Here is a 16,001-nt window from a genome sequence, read left to right as displayed (position 1 = left end):
GAATTCGCCCCGGCCGTGGGGACGCGACAGTCCGTGACAGTGGGTGAGATCACGAACCCACATCCTGAGACGGACTCGTGGGCCGATTGACACCGCACGGGCCGCGTAGGACGGTTGTCAGGTGGCCCGACTCCTCGTACTTCCTTAGCGCGCGACCAGCCCGATCGGTCAGCGCGCTCCCTTCCGTCCCTGCGGGGACAGGAGGGTTTTTTTGTGGGTTCAGTCGGCCCCGACGCAGCAACACGACGATGTGCTCGAGACAAGGATGAGATCGTGAGTGACACGACGAAGCAGGCGCCCTCGCCCGCTGACGTGGCCACCTTGGCCCGCCAGCGTCCGACCCCGAAGGCCCCTGGTGGCCAGACGGTTCCGACCCACACCCAGGACCGCGAGGCGGTCCGCGGCGTAGAGGTCACCGGTGCCCAGTCGCTCGTCCTCTCGCTCGAGGCCGTCGGTGCCGACACGGTCTTCGGCATCCCGGGCGGCGCGATCCTCCCCGCGTACGACCCGCTGCTCGACTCCACGAAGGTGCGCCACATCCTCGTGCGCCACGAGCAGGGCGCCGGCCACGCCGCCGAGGGGTATGCCGCGGCCACGGGTCGCGTCGGCGTCTGCATGGCGACGTCGGGGCCGGGTGCGACCAACCTCGTCACGCCGATCGCCGACGCCCACATGGACTCCGTGCCCATGGTCGCCATCACCGGGCAGGTCGCGAGCGGCTCCATCGGCACCGACGCCTTCCAGGAGGCCGACATCCGCGGCATCACGATGCCGATCACCAAGCACAACTACCTCGTCACCGACCCGGCCAAGATCCCGCAGGCCATCGCCGAGGCCTTCCACGTCGCGAGCACCGGCCGGCCCGGCCCCGTGCTCGTCGACATCAGCAAGGACGCCCTGCAGGCGATGACGACGTTCAGCTGGCCGCCGCAGATCGACCTGCCCGGCTACCGTCCCGTCACCCGGCCGCACGGCAAGCAGATCCGCGAGGCGAGCCGCCTCATGTCCGAGGCGAAGCGGCCGGTGCTCTACGTCGGCGGCGGCGTCGTGCGGGCCCGCGCGAGCGAGCAGCTGCGCACCCTCGTCGACCTGACCGGCATCCCGGTCGTCACGACGCTCATGGCGCGCGGCACGGTGCCCGACAGCCACGACCTCAACCTCGGCATGCCGGGCATGCACGGCACGGTGGCGGCGGTGACGGGGCTGCAGCGCTCCGACCTCATCATCGCGCTCGGTGCTCGCTTCGACGACCGGGTCACCGGACAGCTCTCGACCTTCGCGCCGGGTGCCAAGGTGATCCACGCCGACATCGACCCGGCCGAGATCAGCAAGAACCGCGCTGCCGACGTGCCGATCGTGGGCGACGTGGGTGAGGTCATCAACGACCTCATCACGCAGATCACCCTCGACCGGGCCACGGCCGGCGACGACGACGAGTCCTGGGACTTCGCGTCCTGGCGCGAGCAGGTCGCGGAGTGGAAGGCGACCTTCCCGCTCGGCTACACCGACAGCGACGACGGCACGCTCTCTCCGCAGTACGTCATCGAGCGCATCGGCGCCCTGTCGGGGCCCGAGGCGACCTATGTCGCCGGTGTCGGGCAGCACCAGATGTGGGCCGCGCAGTTCGTGCAGTACGAACGCCCGAATGCCTGGATCAACTCGGGCGGCCTTGGCACCATGGGCTTCTCGGTGCCGGCGGCCATGGGAGCCAAGACGGCCGAGCCCGAGCGCACCGTGTGGGCCATCGACGGTGACGGCTGCTTCCAGATGACCAACCAGGAGCTCGCGACCTGCGTCATCAACAACATCCCGATCAAGGTCGCGATCATCAACAACAGCTCGCTCGGCATGGTGCGCCAGTGGCAGACGCTCTTCTACAACGAGCGCTACTCCAACACCGACCTGCAGCCCACGACCCAGCGGGTGCCCGACTTCGTCAAGCTCGCCGACGCCTACGGGTGCCTCGGTCTGCGTGCCGAGACCCCCGGGGAGGTCGACGAGGTCATCAAGCTGGCCCTCGAGACCAACGACCGACCCGTCGTCATCGACTTCATCGTCCACCGCGACGCCATGGTGTGGCCGATGGTGCCCGCCGGCGTCAGCAACGACAAGATCCAGGCCGCGCGCCACGCCGCGCCGGTCTGGGAGCGGGAGGACTGAGGCATGAGCAAGCACACCCTGTCGGTGCTCGTCGAGGACAAGCCCGGTGTTCTGACCCGGGTCGCCGCGCTCTTCTCGCGGCGCGGCTTCAACATCAACTCGCTTGCCGTCGGCCAGACCGAGATCCCCGACATCTCGCGCATCACGGTCGTCGTCGAGGTCGAGGGCGCTGCCCTCGAGCAGGTGACCAAGCAGCTCAACAAGCTCATCGAGGTGCTCAAGGTCGTCGAGCTCGACCCGATCGCCTCGGTGCAGCGCGAGATCATGCTCGTCAAGGTGCGGGCCGACGCCGGCACCCGCAGCCAGGTCATCGACACGATCCAGCTCTTCAAGGCCAAGGTCGTCGACGTCTCGACGGACGCCATGACGATCGAGGCCACCGGCAACTCCGACAAGCTGCGGGCCCTGCTCGACGTGCTCGAGCCGTTCGGCATCAAGGAGCTCGTCCAGTCGGGCATGGTGGCGGTCGGACGCGGACCGCGCTCGATCACCGACCGCAGCCTGCGCAGCGCCTGACCCGCCAGCCACCCTGCCCCACTCAGCACCTGCCCACTCAGCCACACCTGCCCACTCAGCCCAGCGGCATACCGCCGCAACCAACCGAAGGAGAAGGCCACGATGGCCGAGATGTTCTACGACGACGACGCCGATCTGTCGATCATCCAGGGGCGCAAGGTCGCCGTCATCGGCTACGGCAGCCAGGGCCACGCCCACGCGCTCAACCTGCGCGACTCAGGGGTCGACGTGCGCATCGGCCTGGCCGAGGGCAGCAAGAGCAAGGCCAAGGCCGAGGCTGAGGGCCTGACCGTCATGACGGTCGCCGAGGCGGTCAAGGACGCCGACCTCGTCGTCATCCTCACGCCCGACCAGGTGCAGCGCGGTGTCTATGCCGAGCACATCCAGCCCAACCTCAAGGAGGGCGCGGCGCTGCTCTTCGGGCACGGCTTCAACATCCGCTTCGGCTATATCAAGCCCGAGGCCGACGCCGACGTGCTCATGGTCGCCCCCAAGGGTCCCGGCCACATCGTGCGCCGCGAGTTCGTCGACGGCCGTGGGGTGCCTGTGCTCCTCGCCGTCGAGCAGGACGCGTCGGGCACGGCGTGGGAGCTCGCCAAGTCCTACGGCAAGGCGATCGGTGGCCTGCGTGCCGGCGGCATCAAGACGACCTTCACCGAGGAGACCGAGACCGACCTCTTCGGTGAGCAGGCCGTGCTGTGCGGCGGTGCGAGCCAGCTCGTCATGTATGGCTTCGAGACGCTCGTCGAGGCGGGCTACCAGCCCGAAGTGGCCTACTTCGAATGCCTCCACGAGCTCAAGCTCATCGTGGATCTCATGATCGAGGGCGGCATCGCCAAGCAGCGCTGGTCGGTCTCCGACACGGCGGAGTACGGCGACTACGTCTCCGGGCCGCGCGTCATCGACCCGCACGTCAAGGAGAACATGAAGGCCGTCCTCACCGACATCCAGAACGGTGCCTTCGCCAAGCGCTTCATCGACGACCAGGACGCTGGGGCACCGGAGTTCAAGGCCCTGCGCGAGAAGGGTGCCCAGCACCCGATCGAGGCGACCGGCCGCGAGCTGCGCGGACTGATGGCGTGGGTCAAGCAGACGGACAGCGACTACATCGAGGGGTCTGCCGCGCGCTGACAGCCCGGTGAGGACACGAGGGAGCGCCAGCGACCGAGGCCCGGAGGCGGGCGCGGAAGCGCGCAAATCGAGGACCGCGCGCTGACAGCCGTGCTCTTGTGAAGGCCGGTCGCCGTTCGTGGGGCGACCGGCCTTCGCCGTCAGTGCTCCCCGGCGGCGACCCACTCGGCGAAGGAGCGCCCACCGGTCTGCGCCTCGCCCGGGGTGGGCACGTTGCGGCGCTCCGCGAAGGCGCGCAGGGTGCGGCCGAGCGGGGGCAGCCGCACCACGTGGGGAGCCGAGGCGCCGCGGTGAGCCCGCAGCAACGTCTCGATCTCACCGATGGTGAGCACGTCAGGGCCCGCGACGTCGGTCGCCCGCAGGTATGCCGTCGGGCGGGGTCCCAGCGCGAGGTCGGCGAGGCGCTCGGCCACCCAGTCGGTGTCGACGGGCTGGAATGCCATTTCGCCGATCGTCGCGGTGAGGGGCCCGACCGAGAGCTTCTGCGCGAAGAACGCTGCGAGGGAATGGAACTGGGTGGCCCGCAGCACGGTGGCCGGCCCGCCTGCCGCGGCGATGCCCTGCTCGGCGCGCAGCTTGCGGCGGTAGTAGGTGAGCGGGTGGTCGTCGATGCCGACGATCGAGATGTGCACGAGGTGCACGCCCTGCGCGGCGGCCGCGTCGGCGAGACGGCGAGCGCCGTAGACGGTGACCCAGTCGCCGCGCGACGGGTCGTCGGCGCAGTTGACGACGGCGTCCGCACCCTCGAGCGTCTCGCGGAGGCCGTCGCCCGACACCAGGTCGACGCCGGTCCTCCGGCTCGCCGGCACGACCTCATGCCCTCGGTCGGCGACCTGCCGCGCCACGCGCGACCCGAGATCTCCTGATGCACCCGCGACCACGACTCTCACGCCCATCACGGTAGTCCCGGGTGCACGGGTGGGGGACGGATGACGGGAATCGAGCGCTCGACGAGGAGGCCACACGCGACCGGCGCCGCGACGCTCCCGTCACCGGTCCCGCGGACCTGGCCGTCCGACATACGGGATGGGTGGTCCAGTGGTTGATATCCGTGGGGGAGCGAGTGGTGCTGTTCACATGTTGGTTACACCCCGTGATCTCGCGAGCCGCAGCGCCTAGACTCGCCTGCGGCACATCGCGGTGCCTCCGACGGCCCGCGCCCGGACCAGCGTGCGGGCCCCGCACCCGTCCGGAAGGGATCCACCCTGTGAGCAAGCCCGTTGTCCTCATCGCCGAAGAGCTGTCGCCCGCCACGATCGAGGCGCTCGGACCCGACTTCGAGGTCCGCTCGGCCGATGGAGCCAACCGCGAGGAGCTGCTCCCCGCCCTCGCCGACGTCGACGCCGTGCTCATCCGGTCGGCGACCAAGATGGACGCCGAGGCGATCGCCGCGGCCAAGAACCTCAAGGTCATCGCCCGCGCCGGCGTCGGCCTCGACAACGTCGACGTGCAGGCCGCCACGCAGGCCGGTGTCATGGTCGTCAACGCGCCGACCTCCAACATCACTTCCGCCGCCGAGCTCGCCGTGGGCCTGCTCCTCGCGACGGCCCGCAACATCGCCCCCGCCAACCAGGCACTCAAGGGCGGTGCGTGGAAGCGCAGCAAGTACTCCGGCGTCGAGCTGCTCGACAAGACGGTCGGCGTCGTCGGCCTCGGCCGCATCGGCGCGCTCGTCGCCGAGCGCCTCAAGGGCTTCGGCATGAAGATCGTCGCCTACGACCCCTACGCCTCGCCCGCCAAGGCCGGCCAGCTCGGAGCCCAGCTCGTGGGCCTCGACGAGCTGCTCGCGCAGTCCGACTTCATCACGATCCACCTGCCCAAGACGCCCGAGACGCTCGGCCTCATCGGCGAGGACGCCCTGCGCAAGGTCAAGCCGTCGGTGCGCATCGTCAACGCCGCGCGCGGCGGCATCGTCGACGAGGCTGCGCTGGCTCGCGCCATCGCCGAGGGCCGGGTCGCCGGCGCCGGCATCGACGTCTTCGTCACCGAGCCCACCACCGAGTCGCCGCTCTTCGAGCACGAGTCCGTGGTCGTCACGCCGCACCTCGGCGCCTCGACGGACGAGGCTCAGGAGAAGGCCGGCATCGCGGTCGCCAAGTCGGTGCGCCTCGCGCTCGGCGGCGAGCTCGTGCCCGATGCCGTCAACGTCAGCAGCGGCTTCATCGCCGAGGAGGTGCGTCCCGGCATCGCCCTCGTGGAGAAGCTCGGTCGCATGTTCACCGCGATCGCCGGGACCGTGCCCGCCCAGCTCGACGTCGACGTGCGCGGCGAGATCACGGCGCACGACGTCAGCGTGTGGAAGCTCGTCGCCCTCAAGGGCCTGTTCACCGACGTCGTCGAGGACGCCGTCACCTACGTCAACGCCCCGGTGCTCGCGGAGCAGCGCGGCGTCGCGGTGCGTCTCGTGACCGACCCCGACTCGGGCGACTTCCGTAACGTGACGACTCTGCGCGGCACGCTCTCCGACGGCACCGTGGTGTCGGTCTCGGGCACGCTGACCGGCCCGAAGATGGTCGAGAAGCTCGTCGGCATCAACGGCTACGACCTCGAGGTGCCGCTCTCGGACCACATGCTCGTCTTCGAGTACTCAGACCGCCCCGGCGTCATCGGCAACGTCGGCCGCATCCTGGGTGACGCCGGCATCAACATCGGCGGCATGCAGGTCTCCCGCCAGGACGACCAGGCGATCGGCGTGCTCAACGTCGACAGCGCCGTGCCGCCGGCCCTCGTCGCCTCGCTGAGCGAGGCCATCGACGCCAAGACGTTCTCGGTCGTCGACCTGCGGGCCTGACGGCCACACCCTCCTGTATGCCGCTGGGCCGGCACCCGATCATGGGTGCCGGCCCAGCGGCATACCGCAGCACGTCGAGTGGGCAGTTTGCACCGGGGCTCGGCGCGGTTGTCGTGATGGGAAGTGCCCACTCGACGGGGTGTGAGGTCGAGTGGGAACTTTGCACCGGGGCTCGGCGCGGGCTTTTGTGATGGAAAGTGCCCACTCGACGGGGGGGGTGACGTCGAGTGGGCAGTTTGCACCGGGGCTCGGCGCGGGCTTTTGTGATGGAAAGTGCCCACTCGACGGGGTCTGACGTCGAGTGGGCAGTTTGCACCGGGGCTCGGCGGGGTTGTCGTGATGGAAAGTGCCCACTCGACGGGGTCTGACGTCGAGTGGGCACTTTGCACCGGGCGGGCTGGTTGGGCGGGAGGGGGACGAAGGGCCCTGTCGCGGCGGGGTGGGGCGGTCGAGGCTGGAGGCATGGCGAGATCTGTCATCGAGGCGGTCGGGCTGACCAAGGCCTTCGGCGACACCGTGGCCCTGCGGGACCTCACGCTCGAGGTCGCGCCGGGCGAGGTGTTCGGCTACCTCGGCCCCAACGGCGCTGGCAAGACGACGACGCTCCGCCTCATCATGGGCCTCATCAGGGCGACCTCCGGCAGCGTGACGGTGCTCGGGCTGGACGCCTGGCGCGACGCCGTGCAGATCCACGCGAGGGTCGGCTACGTGCCGGGCGAGCTGGTGCTCTACGACCGCCTCACGGGCCACGACCACGTCGACTACCTCGCAGCCCTGCGTGGCACCGCGCGCCCGGCCCGGGCGGCGCAGCTCGCCGAGCAGCTCGACCTCGACCTGCGACGGCCCGCGCACGAGCTGTCGCGCGGCAACCGGCAGAAGGTCGCCCTCGTGCTCGCGCTGATGAGCGAGCCCGAGCTGCTCGTGCTCGACGAGCCGACCGGCGGACTCGACCCGATGGTGCAGCGCACGGTCCAGGGGCTCGTCCTCGACCACGCGCGCGCCGGTGGGGCGGTGCTGCTCAGCTCGCACGTGCTCGGCGAGGTGCAGCGGGTGGCCAGCCGGATCGGCGTGCTGCGGTCGGGACGCCTCGTCGCCGTCGAGCGGCTCGACGACCTGCGGTCGAAGGCGCTCCACCACGTCGAGGTGCAGTTCGCCGAAGATGTGCCGGAGAGTGTGCCGCGGAGCGTCCTCGACGGAGTGCCGGACCTGCGTGACCTCAGCGTCGACGGGATGACCGTGCGGTGCAGCGCGCCCCAGTCGTCGCTCGACGCGCTGCTCAAGCGGGTCAGCGACCACCCTGTGGTCGACTTCGCGTGCGCCGAGGCCGAGCTGGAGGAGACCTTCCTCGCCTACTACGGAGTGGGCGACCCGGATGCTGCGTGACATCACGACCAAGACGCTGAGGGACCAGGGCCGCACCCTCGTCTGGTGGGCGCTCTCGGTGGTGCTGCTCGTCGCGATGTATGTCGCCATCTGGCCGAGCATGCGTGACCAGCCGGCGTTGAACGACTTCCTCGACCAGATGCCCGAGGCGTTCCGCAACCTCTTCGCCACCACGGGGGCCGACATGTCGACTCCCATCGGCTACCTCCAGATCGAGCTCATGTCGTTCATGGCGCCGATCCTCGTCATCCTCTATGCCGTCGCGGCAGGGTCGTCCGCGGTGGCGGGGGAGGAGAGCCGACGCACCATCGACCTGCTCGTCACGGCTCCGGTCAGCCGTCGCCGGATCGTCCTCGAGAAGACGCTCGCGATGGTCGTCGGCACGGTGGGGCTCGCGGGGCTGCTCGGCGTCGCACTCGTCGTCGAGGGGCAGTTCGCCGACATGGGACTTCCGCCGGGACGGGTCGCGGCGGCCATGCTGCACCTCGCCCTGCTGGGACTCGTCTTCGGCGCGGTCGCGCTGGCCGTGGGATGCGTCACAGGGCAGGCGGGCTTGAGCAAGGCGATCCCGGCGGGACTCGCCGTCGTCACCTACCTCGTCAACGGCCTCGGTGCGATGGTCTCCTGGCTCGAGCCGATGCAACGGCTCTCACCCTTCTACCAGTACGCGGCGCATGACCCGCTGCGCAACGGGGTGTCGTGGCCCGGGGTCGTCGTCGCGCTCGCGACAGTGGTGGTGCTCGTCGTGCTGTCGGTCCTCGGCTTCGAGCGGCGCGACGTGCGCAGCTGAGGATGCCCGCCACATGTCGGACATCGCGTCTCACCCAATGGAAACCCCCTTTACCGCCAGTTACCGAGGCGTACCGTCGACGACATGACGCGGCAGCTCGTACTCATTGCCAGCCGCGGCGAGTCCAGGTAGTCAGCCACCTCGCCGCGGAGACCCCGCGATGCCCGGCTGACCGGCTCGCCCTCACACGGGCTCGAGCCACCTGAGACCACCCGACACGATGAAGGAGATCACCATGAGCGACGATGCCATGGCCGCCCGCCAGGCGCTGCAGGAGTCGATGGACCTGCGCGACCAGGGCCACACCGAGGACTGACCTCGACCTCGAGCCCCCGCCACGACGGCGGGGGCTCGCGCTGTGCCCCCGACCGCCGGATGAGACGGCGGTCCCACATCACAAGACGGGTTCTAGGCTGAAATCATGACGCAGACGCAGGTCCGGGAGGCCTACTCCATCGCCGTGATCGGCGGTGACGGCATCGGTCCCGAGGTGGTCGCAGAGGGCCTCAAGGTCCTCGGGGCGGTCACCGGCGAGGGTGGCCCGACGTTCGAGACGACGGACTACGACCTCGGAGCCCGCCGGTGGCACGCGACGGGTGAGACGCTGCCCGACTCGGTGCTCGACGAGCTCCGCGGTCACGATGCGATCCTGCTCGGCGCCATCGGTGACCCCAGCGTGCCGAGCGGCGTGCTCGAGCGCGGCGTGCTCCTGCCGCTCCGCTTCGCCCTCGACCACTACGTCAACCTGCGGCCCGCCAAGCTCTATCCCGGCGTGAGCAGCCCGCTCGACGTGGCCCGGGTCGCCCCCGACGGCATCGACTTCGTCGTGGTGCGCGAGGGCACCGAGGGGCCCTACACCGGCAACGGCGGGGCCTTGCGGGTCGGCACCCCCCACGAGATCGCGACCGAGGTCAGCGTCAACACCCGCTACGGCGTCGAGCGCGTCGTGCGTGACGCCTTCGCGCGCGCCCAGGCGCGACCGCGTCGCCACCTGACGCTCGTGCACAAGCACAACGTCCTCACGTATGCCGGGCACCTCTGGCGTCGCACGGTCGAGGAGGTCGGGGCGGAGTTCCCGGACGTGGAGACGGCCTACCAGCACGTCGACGCCGCCACGATCTTCATGGCGACCGATCCGGGCCGCTTCGACGTGATCGTCACCGACAACCTCTTCGGCGACATCCTCACCGACATCGCCGCGGCCATCGCCGGCGGCATCGGGCTCGCGGCCTCGGGCAACATCAACCCGGCCCGCACGACCCCGAGCATGTTCGAGCCCGTCCACGGCTCCGCCCCCGACATCGCCGGCCAGTCCAAGGCCGACCCGACCGCGGCCATCCTCTCGGTCGCCATGCTGCTCGCGCACCTCGGTCTCGAGGCAGAGGCCGCCCGGGTCGAGGCTGCCGTCGAGGCCGACCTGGCGGAGCGCGGCGCCGCGCAGCGCTCGACCACGGCGGTGGGCGACGCGGTCCTCGCGCGGCTCTGACGGGCGGCTCCAGGGCGACGTCGCCGTCTCACGATGTGGGCGATAGCCTGACGTCGGATCACCGCTGATTGCTCTCTTGGAGGTTTGCCATGACCACGGACGCCGCCCCGGCTCCCTCGACCCAGCTGTCCTTCGAGGTCACGCGACGAGACGACGCGACCTCGTCCGAGCGCATCGCCGAGATCCTCGACAACCCCGGCTTCGGCAAGACCTTCACCGACCACATGGTCGTCGCGACGTGGACCGCCGACGACGGCTGGGGCGACGCGCAGGTCCGGCCCTACGGCCCCTTCCAGCTCGACCCTGCTGCTGCGGTCCTGCACTACGCGCAGGAGATCTTCGAGGGGATGAAGGCCTACCGCCACGCCGACGGCTCGATCTGGACCTTCCGACCCGAGGCCAACGCCGCCCGCTTCGCCCGGTCGGCACGTCGGCTCGCCCTGCCCGTGCTGCGCGAGGCCGACTTCATCGAGTCGCTGCGCCAGCTCGTCACGGTCGACCAGGAGTGGGTGCCGGCCGGTGACGCGGGCGAGAAGAGCCTCTACCTGCGGCCGTTCATGTTCGCCTCCGAGGCCTTCCTCGGTGTGCGGCCCGCGCAGCGGGTCACCTACTCCGTCATCGCCTCCCCGGCGGGGGCCTACTTCTCCGGCGGCCTCAAGCCCGTCACGCTGTGGATCTCCACTGACTACGCCCGCGCGGGCGAGGGTGGCACCGGCGCGGCCAAGTGCGGCGGCAACTACGCGAGCTCGCTCGCCGGCCAGCTCGAGGGCATCGAGCACGGCTGCGACCAGGCCGTCTTCCTCGACTCCTCGACGCACACCTACATCGAGGAGCTCGGGGGGATGAACCTCTTCCTCGTCATGAAGGACGGTCGCATCGTGACGCCCGAGCTGACGGGGTCGATCCTCGAGGGCGTCACCCGCAGCTCGATCCTCGAGATCGCCAAGGAGGAGGGCCTCGAGCCCGAGGAGCGGCGCATCCCGATCGAGGAGTGGAAGGAGGGCGCTGCCAGCGGCGAGATCCTCGAGATCTTCGCGTGTGGCACCGCCGCCGTCGTCACGCCCGTCGGGGAGCTGCGCTGGGCGGGCGGATCGGTCGACCACCGCCGCGAGGGCCACGTCGACCGCTACGCCGAGGCGATCCGTGCCAAGCTCCTCGACATCCAGTACGGCCGCGCCGAGGACACCCGGGGCTGGCTCACCCGTCTCGTCTGACCATCGCGCGGTGGCCCTGTCGATCCGATAGGAAGAGGGCATGGCGAAACCACCGGCACTGACCGTCGACCAGCTGCGCGCCGAGATCGAGGCGGGCGACATCGACACCGTCGTGGTCGCCTTCACCGACATGCAGGGCCGGCTCCAGGGCAAGCGGCTGCACGGCCACTACTTCCTCGACCACGTGCTCGAGGACGGCACCGAGGGGTGCAACTACCTGCTCGCCGTCGACGTCGACATGCGCACCGTCGACGGCTATGTCATCAGCTCGTGGGAGCGGGGCTACGGCGACATGTTCTTCGAGCTGGACCTCACCACCCTGCGGCGCACCCCCGGCTCCCGGCACTCCGCGACGGTGCAGTGCGACCTCACGTGGCTCGACGGGAGCGGTCTGGTGGCGCAGTCGCCGCGGTCGGTGCTGCGTGCGCAGGTCGACCGGGCCGCAGCCCTCGGCCTGACGGCGCACTGCGGCACCGAGCTCGAGTTCATCGTCTTCGAGGACTCCTACGACGCAGCCTGGGACCGCGGCTACGCCGGTCTCACGCCAGCCAACCGCTACAACGTCGACTACTCCATCCTCGGCGGTGACCGCGTGGAGCCGCTGCTGCGCGAGATCCGCAACGAGATGTATGCCGCCGGGGTCGTCGTCGAGAGCGCCAAGGGGGAGTGCAACCTGGGGCAGCACGAGATCGGCTTCCTCTTCGACGAGGCCGTGCGCACGTGCGACAACCACGTCGTCTATCGCAACGCCGCCAAGGAGATCGCTGCCAGACGGGGGCAGTCGCTCACCTTCATGGCCAAGTTCGACGAGCGTGAAGGCAGCTCCTGCCACATCCACCTGTCGTTGCGGGGGCAGGACGGTGCGGTGGTCTTCGCCGACGACGACCGCGACCACGGCCAGAGCGAGGTGTTCGACCACTTCCTGGCCGGCATCCTCGCCACGCAGCGCGAGCTGACCTACTTCTACGCGCCGAACATCAACTCCTACAAGCGGTTTGCGTCGGAGAGCTTTGCGCCGACTGCCGTGGCTTGGGGCCGTGACAACCGCACGTGCGCGCTGCGTGTCGTGGGGCATGGCCCGGCCCTGCGGGTCGAGAACCGCGTCGGGGGTGGCGACCTCAACCCCTACCTGGCCGTGGCGGCCATGCTCGCGGGCGGGCTGCACGGCATCGAGCAGCAGCTCCCGCTCGAGCCGGCGCTCGAGGGCAACGCCTACGCGTCCGACAGCCCCCGGGTCCCTGCCACCCTGCAGGAGGCTCGCGACCTGCTCGCGGACTCGGTCGTGGCGCGGTCGGCCTTCGGTGACGAGGTCGTCGACCACTACGTCAACGCCGCCGACGTCGAGATCACCGCCTTCAACGCCGCCGTCACCGACTGGGAGCGCAGGAGGGGGTTCGAGCGACTGTGACCGTGCACGAGGTCATCAACCCGGCGACCGAGGAGGTCGTCGCGACAGTGCCGCTCGCGTCCGTGGACGAGGCCGATGCGGCCATCGCCCGGGCCCGTGCCGCCACGCCCGCCTGGGCCTCGGTGGCCCCGGCTGACCGAGGCCTGCTGCTGCGGCGCTTCTCCGACCTCGTGGGGGAGCACCAGGAGGAGCTCGCGCAGCTCGAGGTGGCCAACGCCGGGCACACGATCGGCAACGCCCGGTGGGAGGCCGGCAACGTCCGCGACGTCCTCGCCTACTACGCGGCCGCCCCCGAGCGGAACTTCGGCCGCCAGATCCCGGTCGCCGGTGGCATCGACCTCACCTTCCGCGAGCCGATCGGCGTCGTCGGCATCATCGTGCCGTGGAACTTCCCGATGCCGATCGCCGGCTGGGGCTTCGCGCCGGCCCTGGCGGCCGGCAACACGGTCGTGCTCAAGCCGGCCGAGCTGACGCCGCTGACTGCGTTGCGGCTCGGACAGCTCGCGCTCGAGGCAGGCCTGCCCGAGGGCGTGCTCACCGTCGTCGCCGGCAGCGGCGTGGTCGTGGGAGAGCGCTTCGTCACCCACCCTGACGTGCGCAAGATCTGCTTCACCGGCTCGACGGCCGTGGGCCAGGGGATCATGCGCGGCGCAGCTGATCAGGTCAAGCGCGTCACCCTCGAGCTGGGCGGCAAGAGCGCCAACATCGTCTTCGCCGACTCCGACCTCGAGCTGGCTGCAGCCCAGGCCCCCTACGGCGTCTTCGACAACGCCGGTCAGGACTGCTGCGCGCGCAGCCGGATCCTCGTCGAGCGCAGCGTCTTCGATCGCTTCATGGAGCTCCTCGAGACCTCGGTGCGCGGCGTCCTCGTCACCGACCCGCGCGACGAGGCCGCCGAGATGGGCCCACTCATCAGCGCCGGACAGCGTGAGCGCGTGCAGTTCTACGTCGAGGAGTCGGCTGATCCCGTCGACGTGGCCTTCCGCGGCCACAAGCCCAGCGGCGCGGGCTACTGGTACCCGCCCACCGTCGTGCTCCCGCGCTCGACCACCGACCGCGTCTGGCAGGAGGAGGTCTTCGGCCCCGTCGTGGCCGTGATGCCCTTCGACGACGAGGCCGACGCGGTCGCCAAGGCCAACGACACGGCATACGGGCTCTCGGGGTCGATCTGGACGCGCGACATCGGGCGCGGCCTGCGCGTCGCGCGCGGCGTCGAGGCCGGCAACCTGTCGGTCAACTCGCACAGCAGCGTGCGCTACTCGACCCCCTTCGGTGGCTTCAAGCGGAGCGGCATCGGCCGCGAGCTCGGGCCCGACGCCCTCGAGGCGTTCACCGAGGTCAAGAACGTCTTCATCTCCACGGACTGAAGGGACATCCCCATGGCAGGCAGGCTCGACGGTTTGGTGGCGGTGGTCACCGGGGGGTGCTCCGGCATCGGCCTGGCGACGGTGCGGCGGTTTGCGCAGGAGGGCGCCACGGTGGTCATCGGCGACCTCGACGAGGAGGCCGGCCCCCGCATCGCGGCTGAGGTCGGCGCCACCTTCGTGCGCGTCGACGTGGCGAGCAAGGAGGACGTCGACGCCCTCTTCGCCACGGCGAAGCAGACGCACGGGTCGGTCGACATCGCCTTCAACAACGCCGGCATCAGCCCGCCGGAGGACGACTCCATCCTCGACACCGACCTCGACGCGTGGCGACGGGTGCAGGAGGTCAACCTCACCTCGGTCTACCTCTGCTGCAAGGCGGCGCTGCCCTACATGCTCGAGCAGGGCAAGGGCTCGATCATCAACACGGCGTCGTTCGTCGCCGTCATGGGCGCGGCGACGTCGCAGATCTCCTACAGCGCGAGCAAGGGTGGCGTGCTGTCGATGTCACGCGAGCTCGGTGTGCAGTTCGCGCGCCAGGGGGTGCGGGTCAATGCGCTCTGCCCCGGCCCTGTCAACACGCCGCTGCTGCAGGAGCTCTTCGCGGCGGACGAGGAGCGTGCCGCGCGCCGGCTCGTCCACGTGCCGATGGGCAGGTTCGCCGAGCCGGAGGAGATCGCGAACGCCGTGCTCTTCCTCGCCTCCGCCGAGTCGAGCTTCATCACCGCCTCCACCTTCCTCGTCGACGGCGGCATCTCCGGTGCCTACGTCACCCCGCTCTGAGGTCTGGTCATGAACCGGCCGGTCATCGGCATCACGGCCTACGTCGAGCGGGCGTCGTGGGGGCGCTGGGTCGACGTGCCGGGGGCGCTCGTGCCGCACCGCTACGTCCGACAGGTCGAGGACGCCGGTGCGGTTGCGCTCGTCATCCCGCCCCGCATCGACGCCGACGACGAGACCGCACGCGCGCTGCTCGAGCGCCTCGACGGCGTCGTGCTCGCGGGCGGGGTCGACGTTGCGCCTGAGCTCTATGCCGACGAGCGCCACCCGGCGGTGCAGGTGTCGCGACCCGACCGCGACACGACGGAGCTCGCGATCGTCCGCGTCTCGGCCGAGCTCGACCTGCCCCTGCTCGGCATCTGCCGGGGCATGCAGGTCATGGCGGTCGAGGCCGGTGGCCAGCTCGAGCAGCACGTGCCCGACCGGGTCGGCCATGACGAGCACTCGCCCGCGCCCACGGTCTACGGCAACCACCCGGTGCACACGGTGGCGGGGACGCGGGTGGCGCAGATCCTCGGCGAGGAGGTCGACGTGCCGAGCTACCACCACCAGTCGGTGCTGACCCACCCCGGCTACGTCGCCTCGGCATGGGCCGACGACGGCACGCTCGAGGCCATGGAGGTGCCCGACGCGCACTTCCGGCTCGCCGTGCAGTGGCACCCCGAGGTGGGCACCGACCCCCGTCTCTTCGAGGCCCTGATCGCGGCCGCCGCGTCGAGGTCTCCCGGGTCCGCCCGGTCCTCCGGGTCGAGGTGATCGCGGTCCCCACGTGGGTGTCAGGATCACCTCGAATCGGGAGTGGCATCGGGGATGGGGGCCGCGATTGTGGGACGGCGGTCCCACGATCCGGACGGCATGTTTCGCGGAGGTTTCGCGCGCCGTACCGTGAGCCTGTGATGACACGCCCCGTGCCGACCGGCACGCTCATTATCGAATAGCGCGACGAGCAACCCTCGTCGCGCAGACCTCCCAAACCTT

General features: G+C 70.3%; 14 protein-coding genes. 13 read left to right on the top strand and 1 reads right to left on the bottom strand.

The genetic code is table 11. The annotated features are described in order from the left end of the window. Window positions 1–273 precede the first annotated feature (273 nt). From LG278_RS14660 to ilvC, 3 genes are all read left to right on the top strand, one after another. Complete coding sequence (locus LG278_RS14660) at window positions 274–2,160, top strand: acetolactate synthase large subunit (protein ID WP_404387998.1); 1,887 nt, start codon at window positions 274–276, stop codon at window positions 2,158–2,160. Between the two features lie 3 nt (window positions 2,161–2,163). Further along, entirely contained in the window at window positions 2,164–2,676 is a 513-nt protein-coding gene (gene ilvN / locus LG278_RS14655; RefSeq protein WP_404387996.1) for an acetolactate synthase small subunit, read from the top strand. A gap of 102 nt (window positions 2,677–2,778) precedes the next feature. Beyond that, the gene (gene ilvC, locus LG278_RS14650) at window positions 2,779–3,807 is read left to right on the top strand and encodes a ketol-acid reductoisomerase (RefSeq protein ID WP_404387995.1); all 1,029 of its coding nucleotides are present in this window, start codon (window positions 2,779–2,781) and stop codon (window positions 3,805–3,807) included. Window positions 3,808–3,947: 140 nt separating this feature from the next. Here the strand turns inward: ilvC and LG278_RS14645 are convergent, their stop codons facing one another. After that, entirely contained in the window at window positions 3,948–4,697 is a 750-nt protein-coding gene (locus LG278_RS14645; protein ID WP_404387994.1) for an SDR family oxidoreductase, read from the bottom strand. A 317-nt stretch (window positions 4,698–5,014) separates the two neighbouring features. Between LG278_RS14645 and serA the strand changes: the two genes are divergently transcribed. The 10 genes from serA to LG278_RS14595 all read left to right on the top strand — a co-directional run bounded on the left by serA (window position 5,015) and on the right by LG278_RS14595 (window position 15,779). Next, on the top strand, window positions 5,015–6,598 hold the full coding sequence (gene serA, locus LG278_RS14640; protein WP_404387992.1) for a phosphoglycerate dehydrogenase: 1,584 nt from the start codon (window positions 5,015–5,017) through the stop codon (window positions 6,596–6,598). A 462-nt stretch (window positions 6,599–7,060) separates the two neighbouring features. Further along, complete coding sequence (locus LG278_RS14635) at window positions 7,061–7,981, top strand: ABC transporter ATP-binding protein (RefSeq protein WP_404387991.1); 921 nt, start codon at window positions 7,061–7,063, stop codon at window positions 7,979–7,981. Continuing rightward, entirely contained in the window at window positions 7,971–8,771 is an 801-nt protein-coding gene (locus LG278_RS14630) for an ABC transporter permease subunit (protein ID WP_404387990.1), read from the top strand. The genes LG278_RS14635 and LG278_RS14630 overlap by 11 nt, the downstream gene beginning before the upstream one ends. 220 nt (window positions 8,772–8,991) lie before the next feature. After that, a complete protein-coding gene (locus tag LG278_RS14625; RefSeq protein ID WP_404387989.1) occupies window positions 8,992–9,087 on the top strand; it encodes a 3-isopropylmalate dehydrogenase in 96 nt (31 codons plus the stop codon). A gap of 105 nt (window positions 9,088–9,192) precedes the next feature. Beyond that, window positions 9,193–10,257 carry a 3-isopropylmalate dehydrogenase gene (locus LG278_RS14620; protein ID WP_404387988.1) on the top strand — a complete coding sequence of 355 codons (1,065 nt, stop codon included), beginning with the start codon at window positions 9,193–9,195 and terminating at the stop codon, window positions 10,255–10,257. An 89-nt stretch (window positions 10,258–10,346) separates the two neighbouring features. Beyond that, window positions 10,347–11,471 (top strand): branched-chain amino acid aminotransferase, encoded by a 1,125-nt coding sequence (locus LG278_RS14615; protein WP_404387987.1) that lies wholly within the window; start codon window positions 10,347–10,349, stop codon window positions 11,469–11,471. Window positions 11,472–11,511: 40 nt separating this feature from the next. After that, entirely contained in the window at window positions 11,512–12,879 is a 1,368-nt protein-coding gene (locus LG278_RS14610; RefSeq protein WP_404387986.1) for a glutamine synthetase family protein, read from the top strand. Then, window positions 12,876–14,246, top strand: coding sequence for an aldehyde dehydrogenase family protein (locus LG278_RS14605; protein WP_404387985.1), 1,371 nt, complete (start codon window positions 12,876–12,878; stop codon window positions 14,244–14,246). The genes LG278_RS14610 and LG278_RS14605 overlap by 4 nt, the downstream gene beginning before the upstream one ends. A gap of 12 nt (window positions 14,247–14,258) precedes the next feature. Continuing rightward, complete coding sequence (locus LG278_RS14600; protein WP_404387984.1) at window positions 14,259–15,026, top strand: 3-oxoacyl-ACP reductase; 768 nt, start codon at window positions 14,259–14,261, stop codon at window positions 15,024–15,026. Between the two features lie 9 nt (window positions 15,027–15,035). Then, window positions 15,036–15,779 (top strand): gamma-glutamyl-gamma-aminobutyrate hydrolase family protein, encoded by a 744-nt coding sequence (locus LG278_RS14595; RefSeq protein ID WP_404387982.1) that lies wholly within the window; start codon window positions 15,036–15,038, stop codon window positions 15,777–15,779. The last annotated feature ends 222 nt before the right edge of the window (window positions 15,780–16,001 follow it).

The sequence above is a fragment of the Humibacillus xanthopallidus genome (assembly GCF_044793955.1).
Classification (GTDB): domain Bacteria; phylum Actinomycetota; class Actinomycetes; order Actinomycetales; family Dermatophilaceae; genus Humibacillus; species Humibacillus xanthopallidus_C.
This window is presented reverse-complemented; position numbering and strand designations above follow the sequence as displayed.